The organism is Rhabdothermus arcticus, from assembly GCF_055382915.1.
The window spans coordinates 1,500,439-1,520,026 of the sequence record NZ_AP043808.1; the positions used below are offsets into that span (position 1 = coordinate 1,500,439).

Annotated in this window: 23 protein-coding genes and 2 tRNA genes; 7 read left to right on the forward strand and 18 right to left on the reverse strand. The window is 68.8% G+C overall.

The window, feature by feature from the left end:
* Nucleotides 1–16 precede the first annotated feature (16 nt).
* Nucleotides 17–220, forward strand: coding sequence for a CDGSH iron-sulfur domain-containing protein (locus tag ACZ48Y_RS07810; protein ID WP_464740091.1), 204 nt, complete (start codon nt 17–19; stop codon nt 218–220).
* Here ACZ48Y_RS07810 and ACZ48Y_RS07815 read toward each other — a convergent pair.
* Nucleotides 217–1,224: a threonine aldolase family protein gene (locus ACZ48Y_RS07815; protein WP_464740093.1), complete on the reverse strand. Its 1,008-nt coding sequence runs from the start codon at nt 1,222–1,224 to the stop codon at nt 217–219. The genes ACZ48Y_RS07810 and ACZ48Y_RS07815 overlap by 4 nt on opposite strands.
* A 94-nt stretch (nt 1,225–1,318) precedes the next feature.
* Here ACZ48Y_RS07815 and ACZ48Y_RS07820 point away from each other — a divergent pair, with 94 nt between their 5' ends.
* The 3 genes from ACZ48Y_RS07820 to ACZ48Y_RS07830 all read left to right on the forward strand — a co-directional run bounded on the left by ACZ48Y_RS07820 (nt 1,319) and on the right by ACZ48Y_RS07830 (nt 4,239).
* Nucleotides 1,319–2,299, forward strand: coding sequence for a TRAP transporter substrate-binding protein (locus ACZ48Y_RS07820; RefSeq protein ID WP_464740095.1), 981 nt, complete (start codon nt 1,319–1,321; stop codon nt 2,297–2,299).
* Between the two features lie 63 nt (nt 2,300–2,362).
* Complete coding sequence (locus ACZ48Y_RS07825) at nt 2,363–2,944, forward strand: TRAP transporter small permease (RefSeq protein ID WP_464740097.1); 582 nt, start codon at nt 2,363–2,365, stop codon at nt 2,942–2,944.
* Nucleotides 2,941–4,239, forward strand: coding sequence for a TRAP transporter large permease (locus tag ACZ48Y_RS07830; protein WP_464740099.1), 1,299 nt, complete (start codon nt 2,941–2,943; stop codon nt 4,237–4,239). The genes ACZ48Y_RS07825 and ACZ48Y_RS07830 overlap by 4 nt, the downstream gene beginning before the upstream one ends.
* Before the next feature lie 36 nt (nt 4,240–4,275).
* Here the strand turns inward: ACZ48Y_RS07830 and ACZ48Y_RS07835 are convergent, their stop codons facing one another.
* On the reverse strand, nt 4,276–4,653 hold the full coding sequence (locus ACZ48Y_RS07835; protein WP_464740101.1) for a DUF2203 family protein: 378 nt from the start codon (nt 4,651–4,653) through the stop codon (nt 4,276–4,278).
* A 38-nt stretch (nt 4,654–4,691) separates the two neighbouring features.
* Between ACZ48Y_RS07835 and ACZ48Y_RS07840 the strand changes: the two genes are divergently transcribed.
* On the forward strand, nt 4,692–5,270 hold the full coding sequence (locus ACZ48Y_RS07840; protein ID WP_464740103.1) for a QcrA and Rieske domain-containing protein: 579 nt from the start codon (nt 4,692–4,694) through the stop codon (nt 5,268–5,270).
* 10 nt (nt 5,271–5,280) lie between these two features.
* Here the strand turns inward: ACZ48Y_RS07840 and tyrS are convergent, their stop codons facing one another.
* Nucleotides 5,281–6,597 carry a tyrosine--tRNA ligase gene (gene tyrS / locus ACZ48Y_RS07845; protein WP_464740105.1) on the reverse strand — a complete coding sequence of 439 codons (1,317 nt, stop codon included), beginning with the start codon at nt 6,595–6,597 and terminating at the stop codon, nt 5,281–5,283.
* A 21-nt stretch (nt 6,598–6,618) separates the two neighbouring features.
* Here tyrS and ACZ48Y_RS07850 point away from each other — a divergent pair, with 21 nt between their 5' ends.
* On the forward strand, nt 6,619–7,011 hold the full coding sequence (locus tag ACZ48Y_RS07850) for a hypothetical protein (protein WP_464740107.1): 393 nt from the start codon (nt 6,619–6,621) through the stop codon (nt 7,009–7,011).
* A gap of 28 nt (nt 7,012–7,039) precedes the next feature.
* Here ACZ48Y_RS07850 and ACZ48Y_RS07855 read toward each other — a convergent pair.
* Nucleotides 7,040–7,132 (reverse strand) — tRNA-Ser (locus ACZ48Y_RS07855).
* A gap of 9 nt (nt 7,133–7,141) precedes the next feature.
* A tRNA-Ser gene (locus tag ACZ48Y_RS07860) sits at nt 7,142–7,231 on the reverse strand.
* A gap of 67 nt (nt 7,232–7,298) precedes the next feature.
* Between ACZ48Y_RS07860 and ACZ48Y_RS07865 the strand changes: the two genes are divergently transcribed.
* Nucleotides 7,299–7,529 carry a hypothetical protein gene (locus ACZ48Y_RS07865; protein WP_464740109.1) on the forward strand — a complete coding sequence of 77 codons (231 nt, stop codon included), beginning with the start codon at nt 7,299–7,301 and terminating at the stop codon, nt 7,527–7,529.
* On the opposite strand, the gene ACZ48Y_RS07870 is transcribed toward ACZ48Y_RS07865, so the two are convergent.
* The 13 genes from ACZ48Y_RS07870 to ACZ48Y_RS07930 are packed head-to-tail and all read right to left on the reverse strand — an operon-like array spanning nt 7,498 to nt 19,530.
* A complete protein-coding gene (locus ACZ48Y_RS07870) occupies nt 7,498–9,045 on the reverse strand; it encodes a hypothetical protein (protein ID WP_464740111.1) in 1,548 nt (515 codons plus the stop codon). The two genes, ACZ48Y_RS07865 and ACZ48Y_RS07870, sit on opposite strands and share 32 nt — an antisense overlap.
* A gap of 2 nt (nt 9,046–9,047) precedes the next feature.
* A complete protein-coding gene (locus ACZ48Y_RS07875; RefSeq protein ID WP_464740113.1) occupies nt 9,048–9,683 on the reverse strand; it encodes a hypothetical protein in 636 nt (211 codons plus the stop codon).
* 39 nt (nt 9,684–9,722) lie between these two features.
* On the reverse strand, nt 9,723–11,129 hold the full coding sequence (locus ACZ48Y_RS07880; RefSeq protein WP_464740115.1) for an NADH-quinone oxidoreductase subunit N: 1,407 nt from the start codon (nt 11,127–11,129) through the stop codon (nt 9,723–9,725).
* Nucleotides 11,126–12,589: a complex I subunit 4 family protein gene (locus tag ACZ48Y_RS07885; protein WP_464740117.1), complete on the reverse strand. Its 1,464-nt coding sequence runs from the start codon at nt 12,587–12,589 to the stop codon at nt 11,126–11,128. Before ACZ48Y_RS07885 ends, ACZ48Y_RS07880 begins: the two co-directional genes overlap by 4 nt.
* Entirely contained in the window at nt 12,583–14,508 is a 1,926-nt protein-coding gene (gene nuoL / locus ACZ48Y_RS07890) for an NADH-quinone oxidoreductase subunit L (RefSeq protein ID WP_464740119.1), read from the reverse strand. The genes ACZ48Y_RS07885 and nuoL overlap by 7 nt, the downstream gene beginning before the upstream one ends.
* 4 nt (nt 14,509–14,512) lie before the next feature.
* On the reverse strand, nt 14,513–14,821 hold the full coding sequence (gene nuoK, locus ACZ48Y_RS07895) for an NADH-quinone oxidoreductase subunit NuoK (RefSeq protein ID WP_464740122.1): 309 nt from the start codon (nt 14,819–14,821) through the stop codon (nt 14,513–14,515).
* A complete protein-coding gene (locus ACZ48Y_RS07900; protein ID WP_464740124.1) occupies nt 14,818–15,294 on the reverse strand; it encodes an NADH-quinone oxidoreductase subunit J in 477 nt (158 codons plus the stop codon). The genes nuoK and ACZ48Y_RS07900 overlap by 4 nt, the downstream gene beginning before the upstream one ends.
* Nucleotides 15,291–15,851, reverse strand: a complete 561-nt coding sequence (locus ACZ48Y_RS07905; protein ID WP_464740126.1) for a 4Fe-4S dicluster domain-containing protein — start codon at nt 15,849–15,851, stop codon at nt 15,291–15,293. The genes ACZ48Y_RS07900 and ACZ48Y_RS07905 overlap by 4 nt, the downstream gene beginning before the upstream one ends.
* The gene (nuoH, locus tag ACZ48Y_RS07910; RefSeq protein ID WP_464740128.1) at nt 15,848–17,023 is read right to left on the reverse strand and encodes an NADH-quinone oxidoreductase subunit NuoH; all 1,176 of its coding nucleotides are present in this window, start codon (nt 17,021–17,023) and stop codon (nt 15,848–15,850) included. Before nuoH ends, ACZ48Y_RS07905 begins: the two co-directional genes overlap by 4 nt.
* Nucleotides 17,024–17,028: 5 nt before the next feature.
* The gene (locus tag ACZ48Y_RS07915) at nt 17,029–18,153 is read right to left on the reverse strand and encodes an NADH-quinone oxidoreductase subunit D (protein ID WP_464740130.1); all 1,125 of its coding nucleotides are present in this window, start codon (nt 18,151–18,153) and stop codon (nt 17,029–17,031) included.
* Nucleotides 18,150–18,614, reverse strand: a complete 465-nt coding sequence (locus ACZ48Y_RS07920; RefSeq protein ID WP_464740132.1) for an NADH-quinone oxidoreductase subunit C — start codon at nt 18,612–18,614, stop codon at nt 18,150–18,152. The genes ACZ48Y_RS07915 and ACZ48Y_RS07920 overlap by 4 nt, the downstream gene beginning before the upstream one ends.
* Nucleotides 18,611–19,165, reverse strand: coding sequence for an NADH-quinone oxidoreductase subunit B (locus tag ACZ48Y_RS07925; RefSeq protein ID WP_464740134.1), 555 nt, complete (start codon nt 19,163–19,165; stop codon nt 18,611–18,613). The genes ACZ48Y_RS07920 and ACZ48Y_RS07925 overlap by 4 nt, the downstream gene beginning before the upstream one ends.
* Nucleotides 19,153–19,530 (reverse strand): NADH-quinone oxidoreductase subunit A, encoded by a 378-nt coding sequence (locus ACZ48Y_RS07930; RefSeq protein WP_464740136.1) that lies wholly within the window; start codon nt 19,528–19,530, stop codon nt 19,153–19,155. Before ACZ48Y_RS07930 ends, ACZ48Y_RS07925 begins: the two co-directional genes overlap by 13 nt.
* Nucleotides 19,531–19,588: the final 58 nt, after the last annotated feature.

Genomic DNA, 19,588 nt, shown 5'->3' on the forward strand with positions numbered 1-19,588 from the left:
TGGAGGGAGGGAAGCTATGGAGCTCAAGATCACGGCGCTGGAAAACGGCCCCTACCTGGTGCCCGCGAACGGGACTTACCGCTGCTGCGGGCAGACCTACGAGGGCAAGACGGTGGCGCTCTGCCGCTGCGGTCAGTCGAAGAACAAGCCCTTCTGCGACGGCAGCCACAAGGACGCGGGGTTCACCGCCCCCGCCGCGGAGATCGAGGTCGAGCTCTAGCGCACCGCTTCGAGGCGCTCGAGGGCAACGTCGACGTCCTCGGGCGCGATGTCTTTGTGTAGGACGAAGCGCACCCGGTCCGGTCCCAGCGCAAGCGCCCGCACCCCCTTCTCCTCAAGCCGCCGGACCAGGCCCGGGGCGTCGGGGTACGCGAGGTAGACCATGTTGGTCTCCGGCTCGGGGGCCAGGGTGAGCCCGAGCGCCCGCATGCCCTCGGCGAGGCGGCGGGCCTTTTCGTGATCGGCGCGGATCACCGCCTCCCAGTCCTTGAGCGCCACCAGCCCGGCGGCGGCGAGGACCCCGACCTGGCGCATCCCACCGCCGAGCACCTTGCGGTAGCGCCGGGCCTCGGCGTACAGCGCCCGGGGCATCAAAAGCACGCTGCCCACCGGGGCCCCGAGGCCCTTGGAGAGGGAGACCATCACGGTGTCGAAGCCCCGGGCCAGGGTGGCTGGATCTTCGCCGAGGGCCACCGCCGCGTTCCAGATCCGGGCCCCGTCGAGGTGGGCCCTGAGCCCGTGGGCGCGGGCCGCCTCGAGCAGGGCCGCGCTCAAGCCGGGGTCCACCACCGTGCCCCCGGCCAGGTTGTGGGTGTTCTCCAGCCAGAAGGCCGCGGTCGGGGCCTGGTGGGGGGAGGCGTGGACCGCGCGCGCGAGCGCCGCCGGATCGGGCCGCCCCAGCGGCGCGGCCAGGGAGCGGACGAGCACCCCGGCGAGCATCGCCGGGGCGGCGAGCTCGAACTCGAAGACGTGGGCCCCCTCCGGGGCCAGGACCTCGCTGGCCCGGGGGGCATGGAGGAGCAGGGCGGTTTGGTTGGCCATCGTACCTGAGGGAAAAAAGAGCGCGGCCTCGAAGCCGAGCAGCTCGGCCAGGGTGGCCTCGAGGCGGGCGACCGTGGGGTCCTCGCCGTAGACGTCGTCGCCCACCTCGGCCTCGGCCATCGCCCGGCGCATCTCGGGGCTGGGGCGGGTCAGGGTGTCGGAGCGCAGGTCGATCGTTCGCATCGCGTCCAGGATACGTGCCGGGACGCTTGCCCTTGTACCCCCACGGGGGATATCGGTAGAATACGCGCGCAAAACGCATCTGGAGGTGATGTTTATGAAGAAAGTCGGTCCCCTGATCGCCGTCTTGGCCCTGGCCCTGGGCGCTTCCCTAGCGCTGGCCGCGAACCCGGTGGTGATTAAATTTTCCTTCGTCACCACCCTGAACACCCCCAAGGGCAAGGCCGCCCAGGCCCTCAAGGCCTACATCGAGGAGAAGTCCGGCGGCACGATGAAGGTCGAGCTCTACCCCTCGAGTCAGCTCTACAAGGACAACGCCGAGGGGTTGAACGCTTTGATCTTCAACAACATCCAGCTCCTCGTGCCCTCGGCGACCAAGCTCAAGGGCTACAACCCGGCCTTCCAGTTCGTCGACATGCCCTACCTCTTCAAGGACACCGAGCACTTCAAGCGCTTCACCCAGTCCGAGGCGGCGCAGAAGCTGCTCGCCAGCCTGGATAAGGCGGGGCTGGTGGGGCTCGGGTTCTGGCCCAACGGCTTCGTGCACTTCACTGCCAACAAGCCGCTGAGGAAGCCCGAGGACTTCCGTGGCCTGAAGTTCCGCACCCAGACCTCCGGGGTGCTGGAGGCGATGATGAAGGCGCTCGGCGCCACCGCGGTGCCGCTGGCCTTCTCCGAGGTCTACCAGGCGCTGCAGCAGGGCGTGGTAGACGGCCAAGAGAACACCCTCTCCAACATCTACACCCAGCGCTACTACGAGGTGCAAAAGTACCTCTCGCTGACCCGCCATCACCGCCTGGACTACGTGGTCATCACCAACAAGCTCTTCCTCAACAGCCTCACCCCGGAGCAGAAGAAGATTTTCATGGAGGGGATCGCCCACGCCAACGAGGTGGCCTTCAACGAGGCCGAGAAGCTAAACCAGGACGCGCTGGAAAAGCTCCGCGGCCTGATGCAGGTGGTGGACCTCACCGACGCCGAGCGGGAAGCCCTGGCCGAGGCGCTCAAGCCGGTCTACGACCAGTACGGCGACAAGGTGGGCTGGGATCTGATCAACGCGATCAAGGCTTTGCGGTAGCCGCTCGCCGGCGCGAGGCCGGGGGCGGCGGGTCCCCGGCCTCGCGTTGTTTGGGGGAACGCCATGGTCACGCTGGACACCCTTCTCTGGCAATCCGTGCTCCTCGCCCTTTTGGTCTTCGCCGGTGCCCGTGCCCTGGCCGAGGCCCCGGCCCTTCGCCGCGCGTTCTACCTGCTCTCGGACGTCCTGGCCGGGACCTTTTTGTCTGCGGGGCTGGCGGTGGTGCTGATCAGCGTCTTCATGCGCTACGTCCTGAACAACCCCCCGGGGTGGGCGGACGAGTTCGCCCGCATCTTCGTCGCCTGGGGGGCGATGTTCGGGTTCACGGTGGCGCTTAGGGAGCGGCGGCACATCACCGTGGACATCCTCTTTAGCCTCCTCGGCCCGGCGGGAAAGCGGCGGCTGGACCTCCTGGCCTACCTGATCGGGCTGGGGTTTGCCGCGTTCATCACCGTCGCCGGGTGGTATTACGTGATGTTTTTGAAGCAGCTCGGACTGCGCTCGATCTACACCGACATCCCGGAGTGGCTCTTGACCCTGATCCTGCCCCTGGGGTTTGCCCTCTTCGCCCTGCAGTTCGGGCTCGGGTTCTGGGACCTCTACACCGGCCGGGCCGAGGTTCATGAGGAGGTGAGCGGGGTATGAGCGTGGGGCTTTCGATGCTCGTGCTCTTTGGGCTCTTTGCCCTCTTTTTGTTGCTCCGGGTGCCGATCGGGGTCTCGCTCGCCCTCTCCTCCCTGATCGCCTTCGCCCTCGAGCCCGGCTTCAACGTCCTCCAGGTCCCCTCGCGGATGTTCGAGGGGATCAACTCCTTCGCCCTTCTGGCCATTCCCGGCTTCGTCTTCACCGGGGTAGTGATGGCCCACGGGGGGATCGCCCGCTACCTGGTCGAGTTCGTGCGCGCCTGGGTGGGCCACGTGCCCGGGGGGTTGAGCGTGGTGGTGGTGATCTCCTCGATGATCTTCGCCGCGATCTCCGGTTCCTCGCCGGCGACCGCGGCGGCGATCGGCTCGGTCACCATCCCCGCGATGATCCACAACGGCTACGACCGGCGCTACGCGATGGGGCTGGTCGCGACCTCGGGAACGCTGGGCATCCTCATCCCCCCCAGCGTGACCATGATCATCTACGGGATCACCACCGACCAGTCGATCGGCAAGCTCTTCATCGCCGGCATCCTGCCCGGGCTTTTGCTTGGCGGCAGCCTGATCGCCTTTGCGATCTGGTACGCCCGGCGCGCGGGCTACGGCAAGCTGCCCCGGGAAACCTGGCCGACCCGCTGGCGCACCCTTTTTTGGGCGCTGCCGGGGATCTTCTTGCCGGTGCTGATCATGGGAACGATCTACACCGGGGTGGCCACCCCCACCGAGTCCTCGGTGATCGCCCTCTTCTACGCGATCTTGGTCTCGCTCTTCGTCTACCGCGAGGCCAGCCTCGCGGACTGGGTGAAGATGCTCAGGGAGTCGGTCTCGATCACCGCGATGATCTACCTCATCGTCTCGGCGGCGATGCTCTTTTCCCTCTACATGACGAACAAGCAGATCCCCGCTCTGACCGCGGAGTGGATCGTCTCCCACGGGCTCGGGCGCTACGAGATCTTCGCCGTGACCTCGGTGCTCTTTATCATCCTCGGGATGTTCCTGGAGGCGGTTTCGATCATCCTCATCACCCTGCCCGTGCTGCAGCCGATCCTCGAGGCGGTGGGGATCAACCTCATTCACTTCGCGGTGGTGATGACGATCTCCATGGAGCTGGCGATGATCACCCCGCCGGTGGGGCTGAACCTCTTCGTGATCTCGGGCATCACCAAGGCCCCGCTCGGCGAGGTGGTGCGGGGGGTGCTCCCCTTTTACGCGGTGCTGGTCTTCGTGCTGGTGCTTTTGATCCTCTTCCCCCAGATCAGCCTCTGGCTGCCCTCCTTGATGAAGGGCGGCGTTTAAGAGAAAAGGGGGCCGCGCGGCCCCCTTTTTCGTCGTTTAGAGGGGATGGTGGGTGTTGGGGTCCTCGTTGACCCCGTGCCAGTGGCGGGGGGCGGGTTCGCCGGGCTTCCAGGTCAGGTAGACGAGCTCGCCCTCCTTTTTGAAGGGGATGTCCACCAGGCCGGCCTCGAGGTCCCGGAGCAGCACCCCCTGGGCCTCGAGCCAGCGGCGGTCGGCCTCGAGCGCTCGCTCCAAGAAGCGCAGCTCGGTCTCCAGCCCCCGGTGCTCCGGGGTGCCCGGCCGCACCGAGGCCAGGCGGCGCTTGACCTCGCGGATGCCGCGCGCCGCCTCCTGCATCTGGCCGAGCGCCCGCTCCAGCTCGGGAACGAGCCGGGTGGCCTCATCCAGCGAGTAGACGCGCATGCCGCTTCCCATACCTTGAGTATAGCACGCTCAAGTAGTAGCCTGAAGGCGTGAAGCTCAGCCGCCGCGACCTGATCTGGGCCGTTCCCGTGGCCGCCACCGCGGGGTTCTTCACCTGGTTTGGGCTGCGCGCCTACCGCATCCAGTTCACCAAGGTCCGGCCCGGGGAGCCGGTCTTTAAGGACGGCCCTCGAGTGCCGGTGGGCGAGCTGGCCGCGTTCTCCAAGGTCTGGAGCTTCCGCTACTTCACCTACCCCCTCACCGTGGGGGCGCTGAAGGCGGTGGCGCTCCGGGTTCCTGTGCCGCAGCCCGGCGGGCGCTCGGTCGGCGAGGTGCACCTGATCGCCTTTTCCCGCATCTGCACCCACCAGGGCTGCACGGTGAACTACGTTCCGGATCCCGAGGCCGGGGCGATCGCCTACAACTACCGCAGCGACCACCCCTTCCTCGGCTGCCCCTGTCACTTCGGGGCCTACGACCCCCTAAAGGCCGGGGCCGCGGTCTTCGGCCCGCCCCGCTTCCCCCTTCCCCGGATCCGCCTCGCGGTAGAGGGCACGCGCGTCTTCGCCACCGGCTACGAGGTCCCCCTCCGGCCCCTCGAGGGCCGGGTCACCGCCCGGGGGTTCTGACCCCGACCGGTCATCCCTCGCCCAGACGCACCCGGACGAACTTGTCCTTGCCGCGCTGCAGCACCCGGGGCCGATCGAGCTCGACCTCCTGCATGGGGTCGGTGAGGACCTCGCCGTCGATGCGCAGCCCGCGGTCCTTGATCAGCCGCTTGGCCTCGGCGTTGGACTTGGTGAGCCCGGCCAGGGTGAAGAGCCGGGCCACCCAGATCCGCCCCTCCTTGAGCGCCGAGGCGGGGAGCTCGATCTCGGGCAGGTCCTCGGGGACTGCTCCCTTGGCGACCGCGTCGTAGCGGGCCTCGGCGGCGCGGACCTTCGCGCTGACCTCGGGGTATTGGCTCGATCCGCGGGGTTCGCGGTCCCGGCCGGCGGCGGCGAGGTCGTAGCCCAGGGCCTGGTAGAAGGCCTCGTCGATCTTGGCCGGGATCCGGGGCAGGGCGTAGGCCGCGGTGAGCACCCGGGCCAGGACCCGGTGCGCCCCCACCGGACCGCCGGCCTCGAGGAGGGCCTCGACGGTCTTGGGGTCGAAGTCGGTGAGCAGATCGAAGTACTCCGCGAGCACCGCGTCCGGAACCCGCATCAGCTTCTTGAACATCACCTCCGGGGGCTCGGCGATCGCCACGTAGTTGTCGAGGCTCTTGGACATCTTCTCGCGCCCGTCGAGGCCCACCAAAAGGGGCATCAGGAAGGCCACCTGGGGCGGCTGGCCGTAGGCCCGCTGGATCTCGCGGCCCACCAGCAGGTTGAACTTCTGGTCCGAGCCCCCCATCTCGACGTCGGCGCCGATCGCCACCGAGTCGTAGGCCTGGGCCAGGGGGTAGAGGAACTCGTGCAGGCGGATCGGGGAGTTTTGCTGGTAGCGGGTCTTGAAGTCCTCCCGCTCCAGCATCTGGGCCACGGTGAGCTGGCTGGCCATGAAGATCACGTCCTTGAAGGCGAGGGGTTCCAGCCACTCGGAGTTGTAGCGCAGGTCGAAGCGCTCGGGGTCGTCGGTGATCAGGATCTTTCCCGCCTGCTCGACGTAGCTCTTGGCGTTGGCCCGGGTCTCCTCCAGGGTCAGCGGGGGACGGGTCTTGCTGCGCCCCGAGGGGTCGCCGATCATCCCGGTGAAGTCGCCGATGATCAGCACCACCTTGTGCCCGAGCTCCTGGAACTGGCGCATCTTCCTCAGCACCACCGCGTGGCCCAGGTGCAGGTCGGGCCGGGTGGGGTCGGCTCCCAGCTTGACCACCAGGGGCTTTTGGGAGCGGAGCTTTTCTTTGAACGCGTCCTCGGGGATGATCTCCAGCACCCCGCGTTTCAGCCAGGAAAAAGCCTCTTCGGCGGTCATGCGCTCTAGTATAGTGAAACCGTGCCCCCGTTTTTGCGGACCCTGTTGACCTGGGCCGCGGTGGCGGCCTTGGTCTACTGGTACGCGGTGACCTATGGGCTCTTCCTCGGCTTTCCCCCCTTCACCCCGGCGCTCGTCTACGACTACGACGGGGTGCGGGAGGTCGAGGTGCTGGTCCGCGACGAGGGGGAGGGGATCAAGCTCAAGGTTCAGGGGGCGCTGACGCAAGGGGAGCTCGAGATCACCGTCACCCGCGACGCGCGCACCTTTTTGTCGCGGCGCTTTCGCGGGACCTTCGCCCAGGAGATCAAAAAGCGACTGACCCCCGGGCGCTACCGGGTGCGCTTTGCCTTCAAGGACGCCGAGGGCTGGGTGCGGCTCGACTGGGTCTCGACGAAGTTCCAGCCCTGGTAAGAAAAAGCGCCCGCGTCCGCGGGCGTTCTGGCGGAGAGGGCGGGATTCGAACCCGCGGTGCGGGGGTCACCCGCACAACACCTTAGCAGGGTGCCGCCTTCGACCACTCGGCCACCTCTCCGTGCTCCGTTGGCGGAGGGTGAGGGATTCGAACCCCCGGTGGGCGTTCGCCCACAGCGGTTTTCAAGACCGCCGCCTTCAACCGCTCGGCCAACCCTCCGGGCCGCATTACCTATGATGCGGCCGGGGATTTGGGCTGTCAAGCCTGGCCGCGGTAGGCTTTGGGGGTGACGCCGTTCGCGGTGGGGCTGCTCCGCACCTTCTTCTGGCTCTTCCCGCTCCTCTTGGCCTTCCTCGCCGCGCGGGCGCGGCCGGGCCGGGTGCGCGCCGGCCTCTTGCTCGCCGGAGGGGTCCTGGCCCTTTTGGTCAAGCCCCTGCCGCTGGGCCTGGGGCTCCTTGCCGCAGGGTTCCTGCTCGGGGGCTGGCCTACAGCAGGTCCAGGCCGAAGCGCCAGCTGACCCCCTCGGCCTCGTCGGGCCAGGGCCGAAAGACCGCGTTCAGCTCCAGGGTGTAGACGAAGCAACCGTCGCCGTAGTCCAGCCGCAGCCCGGCCCGGCTCGGCCCTTCGCCGAAGGTCCAGCCGACGCGGGGGCTGAGCCGCAGCCCGAGCGCGGGCTTCGGGGCCCGGTAGGCCAGGGTGGCCTCGACGCGGCCGGTCTCCACCCCGTAGCGCAGCGCCGCCCGGTAGGGGCCTTGCTCGAGCGCGAGACCGAGGCGGCTCCAGCCGCCGTCGAGGTTGCGGTCGAAGCGCAGGCCGAGCCCGGCGTAGCCGAGGCTGAGGTGGTCCTCTGCGGCGACCCCCTCAAGCCCCAGCGCCGCCGTTCCCAGGTCCCGCTGGCCGCGGTAGCTGAGGCGAAACGTTCCCTGTTTGGCGGAAACGGCCACCCCTCCGGCGACGTAGGGATCGGCGACGGCGTAGCCCACCCCCTTCCCCCAGAGGGTGAGGGCGAGCCCGGGCAGGGGGCGGAGGGACACCCGGGCGGTGAGGCCGCCAAAGCCCTGGTCGCTGACGCCGAGGAAGGGCGCTAAGCGGATCGGCCCGAGCCGGTAGGTCGGGGCCAGTTTGAGGTAGGCCTGACCGCCGAGGCGGCGCTCGCCAAAGAAGGGTGGGGCGGCGAGGCTGATCGCGGCGTCGCCGAGCGCGATTTTGACCGAGAAGGCGGTCTTGCCCTCGGTGACCCCCACGGTCAGCGCCGGGGCGCGGCCCCCCAGCCCCTCGGCCACCAGGGTGCCGCGGGTCGTCCAAAACCCGAAGGGCTCGCCCGGCTTGGGGAGGGGAACGCCGTCGAGCCCCGCCTTCCAGCCATCTTGGTAGCCGAGGACCAGGGGAAGGGTGAGCTTGGGGGTGCGCTCGGTGTCTAAGAGGAGCGTCTTCGGCCGGGCCAGGGTGCAGCCCCGGTAGCGGGCCGCGGCGCGTTCGACCTCGAGCCGCCCCTCGGGCAGGGAGAAGACCGCCCGAGCCCCCTCGAGGGTGAGGACCTCGCCGGCCCGGCAGGGCGTCGCCCAGACGTCGTAGGCGATGAAGCGGTCGTTTTGCACCTCTCCCCGCGCGGCCTTGAAGCGGTAGCGGGGGGTGTCGGCGCGAAGCTCGAAGAGCAGGACGCGCTCGCCCTCGACGCGGGCCCTTTGGGCGTCGAGGCGGACCTTTCCGGCCTCGAGGCGAAGGGCCTGGAGCTCGGTCCGCCGGGTGTTGGCCTCGACCCGCGCGGCGCGGAAGGGATGGCCCAGGACAGTGCCGCGGGCGTCCTCGGCGGTGAGGGCGTTTCGGGCCTTGTCGAAGACGATGCGGGGGGCAAGGAAGCGGGCCCTTCGGCTTTCGAAGCAGGCGTCCTTGAAGACCAGCCGGCCGCCGTTGAGGCTCAGCGCCGCGCCACCGACCACGCCGAAGGGCGCCTCAAGGGTGTAGGGCTTGTCCTGGCAGGCCAGGGCCAGGCCCAGGCCCAAAACCACCAGCAGCCAGAACCCGCGGCGCACGGCTAGTCCCCGGGCAGGAAGGCCCTCAGCCTGGCTTCAAGGGCCTTGGGCACCTCGGTCTCGGCGCGGACCTCGCCGCCCTCCTCGAAGACCAGGAGCAGCCGGGCCGAGGGCCCTTTGCCGGTGAGCACCACCCCGAGCGCCGGGTCCTCGTAGCGGAAGGCCCCCAGGATCAGCGCGCTGCGGGCGTCGAGGTCGGCGATCAGGGTCTCGGCGCTGAGGTTCGGGCGCTTGGCCGCCACCTTGCCGCGCAGGACGGCGATCCGGGCTTCCGGGTAGAAGCGGCCGGTCTCCGCGCGCAGCCCCTCGATCCAGGGGCTGGAAAAGCGCACCCCGCCCGAGAGGCGGGCGATTCCCGCCTGGACGTCGTAGCTGAGTTCGCCGACCTGGAAGCGGACCTCCTCGGTGGTGAGGCGGGCGTCTTTGGCGCGGACGAAGTCCCCTTCCCGATAGGTGATGTAGGGGGCCTCGAGCGCCAGCCCGCTCTCGCTGTCCACGAGCCGGCCGCCGTCGGGGAGGGTGGTGACCCCGGTGGTCAGGTCCACGACCTGGTCCCCGGCGGGCTCCACGGTGAACGCGGCGAACGCCGCCGCCAGGGTCAGGCCGAAGAGAAAAAGCATCGCACCCGCGCTGCGCATGGCCTTAGCCTAGCAAGCGCGGGTGAGAATTCCGGGGCGTTAGCCGAGGAGCTGGGCGATCGCCGCCTGGATGGCCTGCATGACCCCGGTGGGCCAGACCCCAAAGAGCAGGCTCAGCGCCGCGAGGACCGCGACCAGGGCCACCAGGTTGGGGGAGAGGGCGAGCGGCGCGGCATCCTTGGGGGCCTCGAGGAACGCGGCGGCGAGCACCCGGAAGTAGTAGTAGTAGCCGACGACGGTGGTGAGCACCGCGACCACCACCGCCCCCATCCAGCCCGCCTGGACCCCGGCGGCGAAGACGTAGAGCTTGGCCAAGAAGCCGCTCATCAACGGCACCCCGGCCAGGGAGAGGAAGAGCAACGCGGCGGCGACGGCGAAGAAGGGGGCGCGCTTAAAGAGGCCCTTCCAGCCCTCGAGCGTCGGGGCCAGGCCGGCGGCCTCGGTGGCCTCGAGGGCGAAGAAGGCCCCCGCCCCAGAGACCAGGTAGGCCAGGAGGTAGAACCCCGCGGCGGCAAACCCCAGGCTCCCCCCCGCCGCCAGGCCCAGGGTCAGGTAGCCCATGTGGGCGACCGTCGAGTAGCCGAGCAGGCGCTTGAGGTTGGTCTGGGGCATCGCCCAGAGGTTGCCGAGGACGAAGGAGAGGAAGGCCAACCCCAGGAGCCAGCCCTTCACCTCGCCGATCGGGCCGAAGGCCCGGGCCAGGAGGACCGCGGTCCCCAGGGCGACCCCGACCTTGGGCGTCGAGGCCAGGAAGGCCGCGCCCACCGGGCGCGCCCCCTGGTAGGCGTCGGGCACCCAGGCGTGGAAGGGCACCAGCGCCAGCTTGAAGCCCAGCCCCACCAGGATCAGCGCCAGCCCCAGCGTGGCCAGGGGCGGGGTGGCGTGGGCCAGGACGGCGTGGATCCGGTCGAAGGCGATCTGCCCGGTCGCCGCGTAGACCAGGGCCATGCCGTAGAGCAGGATCGCCGAGGCCACCGCCCCGAGGACCAGGTACTTGGCCGCTCCCTCGGCGCTCTCCCGGCGTTCGCGGTCGTAGCCGGCGATCACGTAGCCGGCGTAGCTCGCGAGCTCGAGGCCCAAAAAGAAGAGCAAGAGGTTGTTGGCCCCGACCATCAACAGCCCCCCGAGGGCACCCCAGAGCAGGAAGGCGAAGAACTCCCCGGGCCCCCCGCGCAGGCTGCGCGGCCGGGCCAGGTTGCCCCAGGTGACGAGGGCCCCGGCCAGGGCCAGGAAGACCGCCGCCAGGGCGGTGATCCTAGAGGCGTCGAAGGAGCCGTAGATGCGCACCTGTTCCCCACCGGCCAAAAACCCGAGCAGGCCGACCAGGGCGAAGAGCCCGATCGTGGCCCCGCCGACGGCCTCCGGCCGATCGTCGAGCAGCGGGGCGGCGAGCGCCACCAAGAGCCCTCCCACCGCGAGCAGGACGAGGATCGCGAGCGTGATCATAGAAGCCCCCTAATGAACGCGAGCAGCGGCTGGACGCCCCCGTCGATCCAGGGGGTGAGCAGCGCCGGCACGAGCCCGAGCAGCACCGCGAGCACGACCAGCGGGGCGGCGGCGGCGAGCTCGATCGGGTTCAGGTCGGGGTAGTCCTTCTCCTTGTCTCCCAAGAGCACCCGCTGGATCGTCCAGAGCATCGCCCCCGCGAGGATCAAGATGCCGAAGACCGAGACCCAGACCCAGCCGTGGGTGGCCTCGCCGAGGAAGGCGCCCCAGAGCGACTGGAACTCGCCGAGGAACCCGGCCAGGCCGGGCAGGCCGAGCCCCCCGAGCAGGGCCAGCCAGAGCAACCCCCCGAGCACCGGCATTGAGGCGTAGATGCCGCGCATCTCGGCGATCTCCCGGGTGTGGGTGCGGTCGGCGAGGAGGCCCACCATCAAGAACATCCAGCCGGTGATCACCCCGTGGGCCACCATCTGGTAGACCGCGCCGTGGAGCCCGATCGCGGTCATCGAGGCGATCCCCAGCAGCACGTAGCCCATGTGGTTGACCGAGGAGTTGGCGATGAGCCGCTTCAGGTCGCGCTGGGCCAGGGTGACGTAGGCCCCGTAGACGATCGAGAGGAACCCCAGCAGGGCGAGCAGCCAGGCGAAGCGCTCGAGCTCCCTCGGAAAGAGCCCCAGGTTGAAGCGGATCAGCCCGTAGCCCCCCATCTTCAAAAGCACCCCGGCGAGCAGGATCGAGCCCGCGGTCGGGGCCTGGGTGTGGGCGTGGGGCAGCCAGGTGTGCAGGGGCACGCTCGGCAGCTTGATCAAGAAGGCGATCGCGAACCCCCAAAAGAGCAGCCCGGCCGCCGGCAGCGAGGCCAGGTAGGGCGCGGCCCGCTGCAGCGTCAAGAGGTCGAAGCTCAGCCGGCCGAGCGCGTCCTGGGCAAGAAAGGCGGTGCCCAGCATGGCCGCCAGCATCAGGACCGAACCCACCAGCGAGTAGAGCAGGAACTTGAGCGCCGCGTAGCGCCGGTTTTCGTAGCCCCAGACCGCGATCAGGAAGTACATCGGCACCAGCACGATCTCGAAGAAGAAGAAGAAGAGGATCAGATCCAGCGCCGCGAAGACCCCGGTCAGCGCCCCTTGCAAGAGCAAGAGGAGGGCAAAGAAGGCCCGCTCCCGCTTGCGCCAGCTGGCGAGGACGCTGACCGCGGTCAAGAGCGCGGTGAGGACCACGAAGGGCAGGGAGATTCCGTCCAGGGCGACGTGGTAGCTCGAGCCCAGGAAGGGCATCCAGCCCAGCCGCTCCTCGAAGGCGAACCCCTGACCGGGGTAGGCGAAGTAGAGCCCCAGCGCGGCCAGGGTCGAAAGCCCCGAGACCGCCAGGGCCAGGCGCTTGGCCGTCTCGGCCTGGTCGTCGTTCATCAGCGCGACGACCAGCGCGGCCAAGAAGGGCAGCACGATCAGCAGGCTTACCACCGCGCACCTCCCAGGATCAGCGCGAGCATCCCGACCACCAGATAGAGCGCGTACAGCGCCACCCGGCCACCCATCAGCCCCCGCAGGGCCTGGCCGGTGACCAGGGTGACGTAGCCGACGGCGTCGACCAGAAGGTCCACGACGTAGGTGTCGACGATCCAGAGGAGCTCCGTGGGGAGCTGGGCGATCCGGCCGACGACCTTGTAGTAGAACTCATCGATGTAAAGCCGCCGCTGCAGGGCCCGGGTGAGCCAGACCGGCGCCCGCTGGGTCAGGGGGTCCTTGGCGTACATCGCCCAGGCCACCCCCAGCCCGGCGAGGGCGATCAGCGTGCCCAGCAGGTAGCCGCCGAAAAGCTTCGCCGGCGGGGTGAGCTCGGCCTCGGGGCCGCCCAAAAAGCGCAGCAGCCCCTGGTCGAAGAGCGGGCTGCCCCAAAAGCCCACCGCCAGCGCCAGGACGCTCAGGGCGACGAGCGCGGTGCGCATCTCCCAGCCCGCCTCGTGGGGGTGGTGGTCGGGGCCCGGCGCGGGTTCCTCGGGGCAGTCCTCGGGGCCCAGGTTGAGGGCCGGGCAGCCCTTGTTCCAGGGCGCGGCCTTCCAGGGCGAGGGCAGGCTGGGATGGTGGAAGGCGATCACGATCAACCGGGTGGTGTAGAAGGCGGTGAAGAAGGCGGCGACCAGGCCGATCAGCCAGAGCACCGGGGCGTGCTCCTCGGCGGCATGCAGGATCAGGTCCTTGGACCAGAACCCGCCGATCAGGGGCAGGCCCATCAGCGCCGCGGCCCCCACCCAGAAGGTCGCGTAGGTCCAGGGCATGTAGCGGGCCAGCCGGTTCATCTCGAAGATGTCCTGGGTCTTGGCACCGTGGATCATCGAGCCCGAGCCCAGGAAGAGCAGGGCCTTGAAGAAGGCGTGGGCCAGGAGGTGGAAGAAGGCCGCCGCCCAGCCGAAGACCCCGAGCCCCAAGAACATGTAGCCGAGCTGGCTGACCGTGGACCAGGCGAGGATCTTCTTGACGTCGGCGAAGGCCGGAGCCAGCACGGCGGCGAAGAGCGCGGTGATGGCCCCGATCCAGGCCACGTAGGCCAGGCCCCCGCCGGCCTCCAAGAGGGGGTAGACCCGGCCGGTGAGGAAGACCCCGGCGGCGACCATCGTCGCCGCGTGGATCATCGCGCTCACCGGCGTGGGGCCCTCCATCGCGTCCAAGAGCCAGACGTGGAGCGGGAACTGGGCGCTCTTGCCCACCGCGGCGACGAAGAAGAGCAGGCCGATGGCCAGCGCGGTGGGGGCGGCGAGGTTCTGGGCGATCGCCGGAAGGGCGGTGACGTCCAGCCGGCCGGCGGTTTGATACAGCCAAAAGAGGGCCAGCATAAAGCCCAGGTCGGCCAGCTTGGTGGTGATGAAGGCCTTCTTCATCGCCTGCTGCGCGGACTTCTTCTTGAAGAAGAAGCCGATCAGCAGGTAGCTCATCAGCCCCATGACCTCCCAGGCCAGAAGGGCCAAAAAGAGGTTGCCGAAGAGGACGAAGGCCAGCATCGCCGCGGTGAAGAGCTGCAGGTAAGCGAAGAAGGTGGCAAACCGCGGCTCCCCGTCCATGTAGCCGATCGAGAAGAGGTGGATGAAGAGGGAGGCCAGGGTGACCATGGCCACCATCGCCGCCGCCAGGGGGTCGATGTAGAGCGAAAGCTCGATTCCCTGCTCTCCCTGGATGCTGAGCCAGGGAACGCTTTGGACCACCGGGAGCTTCCAGGCCTGGAGCGCGTCGAGGAGCACCCCGACGCCGATGAAGGCGCTGATCGCCATCACCCCGGTGGCGAACCAGCCCGCGCTCCGCCCCTTGAAGAGGGGGCCCAGGAGGATCAGGATCGCAAAGCCCAGGAAGGGCAGCAGGGCCGTCCAGTACGCGAGGTCTAAGTACATCGCCTCACCCCCTCATTTCCTCGACCGCTTCGGTGGCCAGGGTGCCCGCGTGGCGGTAGACGTTCAGGAAGATCGCGAAGCCGATCGAGAGCTCGGCGGCAGCGACGACCATCACGAAGAGGGCGAAGAGCTGCCCGGACAAGAAGGCCGGGTCGCGGTAGGCGGCGACCGCCGCGAAGGCCAGCGCCGAGGCGTTCAGCAAGAGCTCCACGGACATCAGGATGGCGATCAGGTTGCGCCGGGTGAGCACGCCAAAGAGCCCGATCGCAAAGAGGATCGCGGAGAGCGTAAGAAAGTGGGCGAGGGTGATCATTTCTCCAGCCTCCTCGCGAGCACGATCGCGCCCACCATGGCCAGGAGGAGCAGCACCGAGGCCACCTCGAAGGGCAGCAGGGTGTAGCCCAAGAGCCGCCCGCCGAACCCCGCCGGGGGGACCGGGGTGACCCGCGCGTCGGCAAAGCCCAGGTAGGCCCAAAGGCCCCAGAGGAAGAGGACCGCGCTCAAGAGCGCGGTCGCGATCAGCGCGGCGTTCGCCGGCCGGGCGCTGCGGGTCTGCGTGGTCATGATGACGAAGATCGTGAGGATGGGGATCGCCGCGGCGTTGACCGCGAACTGGATCACCGCCAGGAGGGGGTTGCCGAGGAGGACGTAGAGCCCGGCGATGAAGAAGAAGGTAAAGGCCAGGGCCACCGCGGCGTGGATGATGTTGCGCGCGAGCACCACGATCAGCGCCCCGGCCAGGGTCAGCGCGGTGAGGATGGCGAAGGGAATAAGGCCGATGCTCATGCGTCCGCCTCCTTCAAGAGCTCGGCCAGGCCCCCGGGCTGCATCTCCGGCGGGGCCTTTTCGATGCGGCCGTCGGGGGTGCGGATCTCCACCCCGAACTTGGGGCTGTACCAGGCCTCGGCCTTCTGCCCGACGTGGTCGAGGAAGGCCTTGTCGGCCTTGAGCATGGTGATGTCGTAGGTCGCGTGCTCGAAGTCGGGAACGGTGACGATCGCGCTCACCGGACAGGCCTCGACGCAGTTGGCGCAGTGCATGCAGTTGGCGAAGTCCAGGTCGAAGCGCTCGAGCACGAACCCCTTCCCCTCAGGGTTGCGCTTGCGCTCGATGCTGATCACCTGGCTGGGGCAGACCCGCTCGCAGGCCAGACAGGCGACGCAGCGATCGGAGCCGTCCTCGTTTTGGATCAGCGCCAGAAACTGCACGCTCACCGGCGGGATCTTGGGCTTTTGGTAGGGGTAGAACTCGGTCGCCGGCGGCGCCGCGATGCGCTTGTTGACCGTGGCCAGGCCGTTGCCGATGGCCTTGACCGCGTCCCACACTTCTGCCAGCAGGCTCATAGCACCTCCACGAACATCCGCAGGAAGGCGGCGAAGAGGAGACCGAAGAGGGAGAGGGGGATCAACCCCTTCCAGGCCAGGTTCATCAGCTGGTCGTCGCGGTAGCGCGGCAGGGTGGCCCGGATCCAGAGGTAGATCCAAACCCAGACCGCGGTCTTGATCAGGAAGTAGAGGCTCTCCAGCGCTCCCGCGGCGAAGGTCCCCGGTCTCAGGCCGAAGAGCGGCCCGTGCCAGCCGCCGAAGAAGAAGATCACCACGAAGGCCGGAAGGACGAAGAGCTCGACGAACTCGGCGAGGAAGAAGAAGGCGAAGCTCATCCCCGAGTACTCGGTGTTGTAGCCGGCGACGATCTCGCTCTCGGCCTCGGGCAGGTCGAAGGGGGTGGCCTTGAGCTCGGCGATGCTGGAGATCAGGTAGACGACGAAGGGGATGAAGAGGGGCACGACGTGCCAGAGGCCGCGCTGGTGCTCGACGACGTCGGCAAGCCGCAGCGAGCCGGAGTAGACCCCGACCGCGAGCAGCGCCAGGGCCAGCGGGACCTCGTAGCTCACCAGCTGGGCGCCGGCGCGAAAGCCGCCTAAAAGCCCCCACTTGTTCCCCTGGGAGAGGCCCCCGAGGACCACCCCGTAGACCCCCAGGGTGCTCGCGGCGATGATGTAGAGCAGCCCCACGTTGAGGTCCGCGAGCACCCAGCCCCCGGCCACCGGCAGCGCCGCCAGGAGCATGAAGGCGCTGACGAAGGTGATCGCCGGGGCCAGGCGGAAGATCACCGGGTCGACGTGGGCGGGGGCGAAGTCCTCCTTGGCCAGGAGCTTCAGGGCGTCGAAGACGGTCTGCAGCACCCCGGCGGGGCCGTAGTGCATCGGCCCCACCCGCTCCTGGACCTTGCCCAGGTACTTGCGCAGCACCACGATCAGGATCAGCGCCACCACCGCGGCGATGAGGAAGGCCATCACCGCCTCCACCGCGGCGTAGGCCAGGTAGCCGAGGCCGGTGTTCAGCCAGCCGTAGCGCTCGAAGACCCAGGGGACGAGCCCGAAGGCGAGGAGCAGCATCACCCAGAGCGAGGAGAAGAAGAGCACGTAGCTGGCGATCTCTAGCCCCCGCCGCGGCCGGGTGGGGTCGTAGCCGACCTTCTTGGGCAGGATGTGGCGCTCAACGGGCAGCGGCATGCGGCTCATCGGTCCACCTCCCCGAACACCGGATCCAGGGACGAGAGGATGGCCACCGCGTCGGCGAAGCGGGCGCCGACGAAGAGGTCGGGGATGAGCTGCAGGTTGGCGAAGCTCGGCGAGCGGTGCTTGACCCGCCAGGGGCGCTCGCTGCCGTCGGCGACGACGTGGGCCCCGAGGTGGCCGCGGCTGATCTCGGCGGCGCGGTAGCGCTCGCCGCTGGGCTTGAGCCGCGGCGGGACCTTGCCTTTGTAGGGCCCGGTCTTCGGGGTCTTCTCCAGCAGCTGGCGCAGGATCTTCACCGAGGCCTCCATCTCCTTGAAGCGCACCCAAAAGCGCGCGTAGACGTCGCCCTCCTCCCGGGTCGGGACCTCGAACTCGAGCTCCGGGTAGGCGTCGTAGGGCTCGGCCTTGCGCACGTCGTAGGGCACCCCGCTGGCCCGGAGCACCGGCCCCGAGGCGCCGCGGGCGATCGCCCGCTCCTTGCTCAGCACCCCCACCCCGACGGCCCGGGCCTGGAAGACCGGGGAGTCGAGGACCAACGCGTAGTAGTCGGGCAGGCGGCGCTCGAAGAAGTCTAGGAAGTCGGCGACGTCGTTGAAGAACTCGGGGTGGACGTCGCGGCGCACCCCGCCGAAGGTGAAGTAGTTGGGGAGCATGCGCGCGCCGGCGGTCTTCTCGACGATCTCCAGGATGCGCTCGCGGTCGCGGAAGGTGTAGAGGAAGGGGGTGATCGCGCCGAGGTCGAGCATGCTGGTCCCCAGCCAGACCAGGTGGCTGGCGATGCGGAAGAGCTCGAAGAACATGGTGCGCAGCTTCTTCGCCCGCTCCGGCACCTCGACCCCCAGCAGGTCCTCCACCGCGAGGATGAAGGGGAGCTCGTTTTGCAGCCCGGAGACGTAGTCCATGCGGTCGGTGTAGGTGATGATCTGGACGTAGGTCCGGGCCTCCTCGATCTTCTCGTGGTTGCGGTGCAGAAAGCCGATGTGGGGCACGGCGCGGGTGATGCGCTCGCCCTCGAGCCCGATCACCACCTTGAGCACCCCGTGGGTCGCGGGGTGCTGCGGGCCCATGTTGACCAGCATCTCGTCGGCGCGGTCGGTGGGCAGGATCTGGGTCGGGCCCCTCACGCCTCGCCTCCTTCCTCTTCCTCCCAGGGCATGGTCTCGGGCCAGGGCTTGGGCGTCCAGCCCGGGATGGGGTAGCCGCCGGTGTCGTAGCGCTTTTGCAGGGGGTGGATCGTCCAGTGCTCTTCGGTCAGGATCCGCCGCAGGTCGGGGTGGCCCTTAAAGCGGATCCCCACCAGGTCGTAGGCCTCGCGCTCGAACCACTCCAGCCCCGGCCAGAGGTCGGTGACGCTCTCGACCTCCGGGGCGTCGTAGGGCACCTCGGTGAAGACCGTGGCCCGGCGGCCGCTTGCCATCGCGTAGAGGTGCACCACGACCCGCAGCCCGTAGCCGGTGTCCATCCCGGTGAGGTTCATCGGGTAGTCGAAGCCCTCGGCCTTCAGCTGCTCCAAGAGGGCCCGGTAGTCCTCGGGATGGACCGCGTAGGTCTCCTCGTTGAAGTTCTCCGTCCGCTTGACCCTCATAGCACCGGCAGCCTCCCGTCCTTCCCCGGCTCGGCGAAGACGTCGTAGTCGACCGGAACCACCTCGGGCCGGCGGTAGCGCAGCTTGGGGTCGGCGATCTTGTCGCGGAGCAGCAACAGCCCCTGTAAGAGCGCCTCCGGCCGGGGCGGGCAGCCGGGGACGTAGACGTCCACGGGGACGATCTTGTCCACCCCCTCGACCACCGAGTAGCCCTGGCGGAACGGGCCGCCCTGGTTGGCGCAGGCCCCCATCGAGACCACCCACTTGGGCTCGGCGAGCTGCTCGTAGAGGCGCTTGACCCTTTTCGCGATCTTCTTGTTGACGGTGCCGGAGATGATCATCAGGTCCGCCTGGCGGGGGCTGTTGCGGAAGAACATCCCCAGCCGGTCGGCGTCGACCTTCGGGGTCCAGGCGGCCATCATCTCGATCGCGCAGCAGGCGATCCCGAAGGTGAGCGGCCAGAGGCTGCGGCTCCGGGCCATGTTGATCACGTCGTCTAGCGTCCCCAGGATGATGTTCTGGGGCCGGTCTTCCGCGCCTAGTAGACCCATTCCAGCACCCCCCTCAGCCAGGCGTAGGCCAGGCCACCGGCCAGGATCAGGACGAAGACCAAGACCTCGAAGACACCGAGCCAGCCCAGCTTGTCGAAGGCCGGCGCCCAGGGGAACAAGAGCGCCGCCTCGACGTCGAAGATCAGGAACAAGAGCGCGTAGATGTAGTAGTGGACGCTGACCCGGACGTCGGTGGACCCGATCGTGACCTCACCGGACTCGTAGACCTCGAGCTTGGCCCCGGTCTTCGGCCGCACGCCCACCAGCAGCCGGCTGAGGCCGATCGTGGCGTAGACGATGACGACCCCCACCACGGCGAAGACCGCGACCATCAAGGCGCCATAGAGGTCGGCTTGAACGCTCACTCCCTACCCCCTTTCGTCGCCCTAAAGGGCATCCCCTGCCATCTTAGCCATAGATGAG

What these genes read in the sequence shown, in the direction of transcription:
- ACZ48Y_RS07810 (WP_464740091.1), top strand. Translation starts at nt 17, where the DNA reads ATGGAGCTCAAGATCACGGCGCTGGAAAACGGCCCCTACCTGGTGCCC.
- ACZ48Y_RS07815 (WP_464740093.1), bottom strand. Translation starts at nt 1,224, where the DNA reads ATGCGAACGATCGACCTGCGCTCCGACACCCTGACCCGCCCCAGCCCC.
- ACZ48Y_RS07820 (WP_464740095.1), top strand. Translation starts at nt 1,319, where the DNA reads ATGAAGAAAGTCGGTCCCCTGATCGCCGTCTTGGCCCTGGCCCTGGGC.
- ACZ48Y_RS07825 (WP_464740097.1), top strand. Translation starts at nt 2,363, where the DNA reads ATGGTCACGCTGGACACCCTTCTCTGGCAATCCGTGCTCCTCGCCCTT.
- ACZ48Y_RS07830 (WP_464740099.1), top strand. Translation starts at nt 2,941, where the DNA reads ATGAGCGTGGGGCTTTCGATGCTCGTGCTCTTTGGGCTCTTTGCCCTC.
- ACZ48Y_RS07835 (WP_464740101.1), bottom strand. Translation starts at nt 4,653, where the DNA reads ATGGGAAGCGGCATGCGCGTCTACTCGCTGGATGAGGCCACCCGGCTC.
- tyrS (WP_464740105.1), bottom strand. Translation starts at nt 6,597, where the DNA reads ATGACCGCCGAAGAGGCTTTTTCCTGGCTGAAACGCGGGGTGCTGGAG.
- ACZ48Y_RS07875 (WP_464740113.1), bottom strand. Translation starts at nt 9,683, where the DNA reads ATGCGCAGCGCGGGTGCGATGCTTTTTCTCTTCGGCCTGACCCTGGCG.
- ACZ48Y_RS07880 (WP_464740115.1), bottom strand. Translation starts at nt 11,129, where the DNA reads ATGATCACGCTCGCGATCCTCGTCCTGCTCGCGGTGGGAGGGCTCTTG.
- nuoL (WP_464740119.1), bottom strand. Translation starts at nt 14,508, where the DNA reads ATGTACTTAGACCTCGCGTACTGGACGGCCCTGCTGCCCTTCCTGGGC.
- nuoK (WP_464740122.1), bottom strand. Translation starts at nt 14,821, where the DNA reads ATGATCACCCTCGCCCACTTTCTTACGCTCTCCGCGATCCTCTTTGCG.
- ACZ48Y_RS07900 (WP_464740124.1), bottom strand. Translation starts at nt 15,294, where the DNA reads ATGAGCATCGGCCTTATTCCCTTCGCCATCCTCACCGCGCTGACCCTG.
- ACZ48Y_RS07905 (WP_464740126.1), bottom strand. Translation starts at nt 15,851, where the DNA reads ATGAGCCTGCTGGCAGAAGTGTGGGACGCGGTCAAGGCCATCGGCAAC.
- nuoH (WP_464740128.1), bottom strand. Translation starts at nt 17,023, where the DNA reads ATGCCGCTGCCCGTTGAGCGCCACATCCTGCCCAAGAAGGTCGGCTAC.
- ACZ48Y_RS07920 (WP_464740132.1), bottom strand. Translation starts at nt 18,614, where the DNA reads ATGAGGGTCAAGCGGACGGAGAACTTCAACGAGGAGACCTACGCGGTC.
- ACZ48Y_RS07925 (WP_464740134.1), bottom strand. Translation starts at nt 19,165, where the DNA reads ATGGGTCTACTAGGCGCGGAAGACCGGCCCCAGAACATCATCCTGGGG.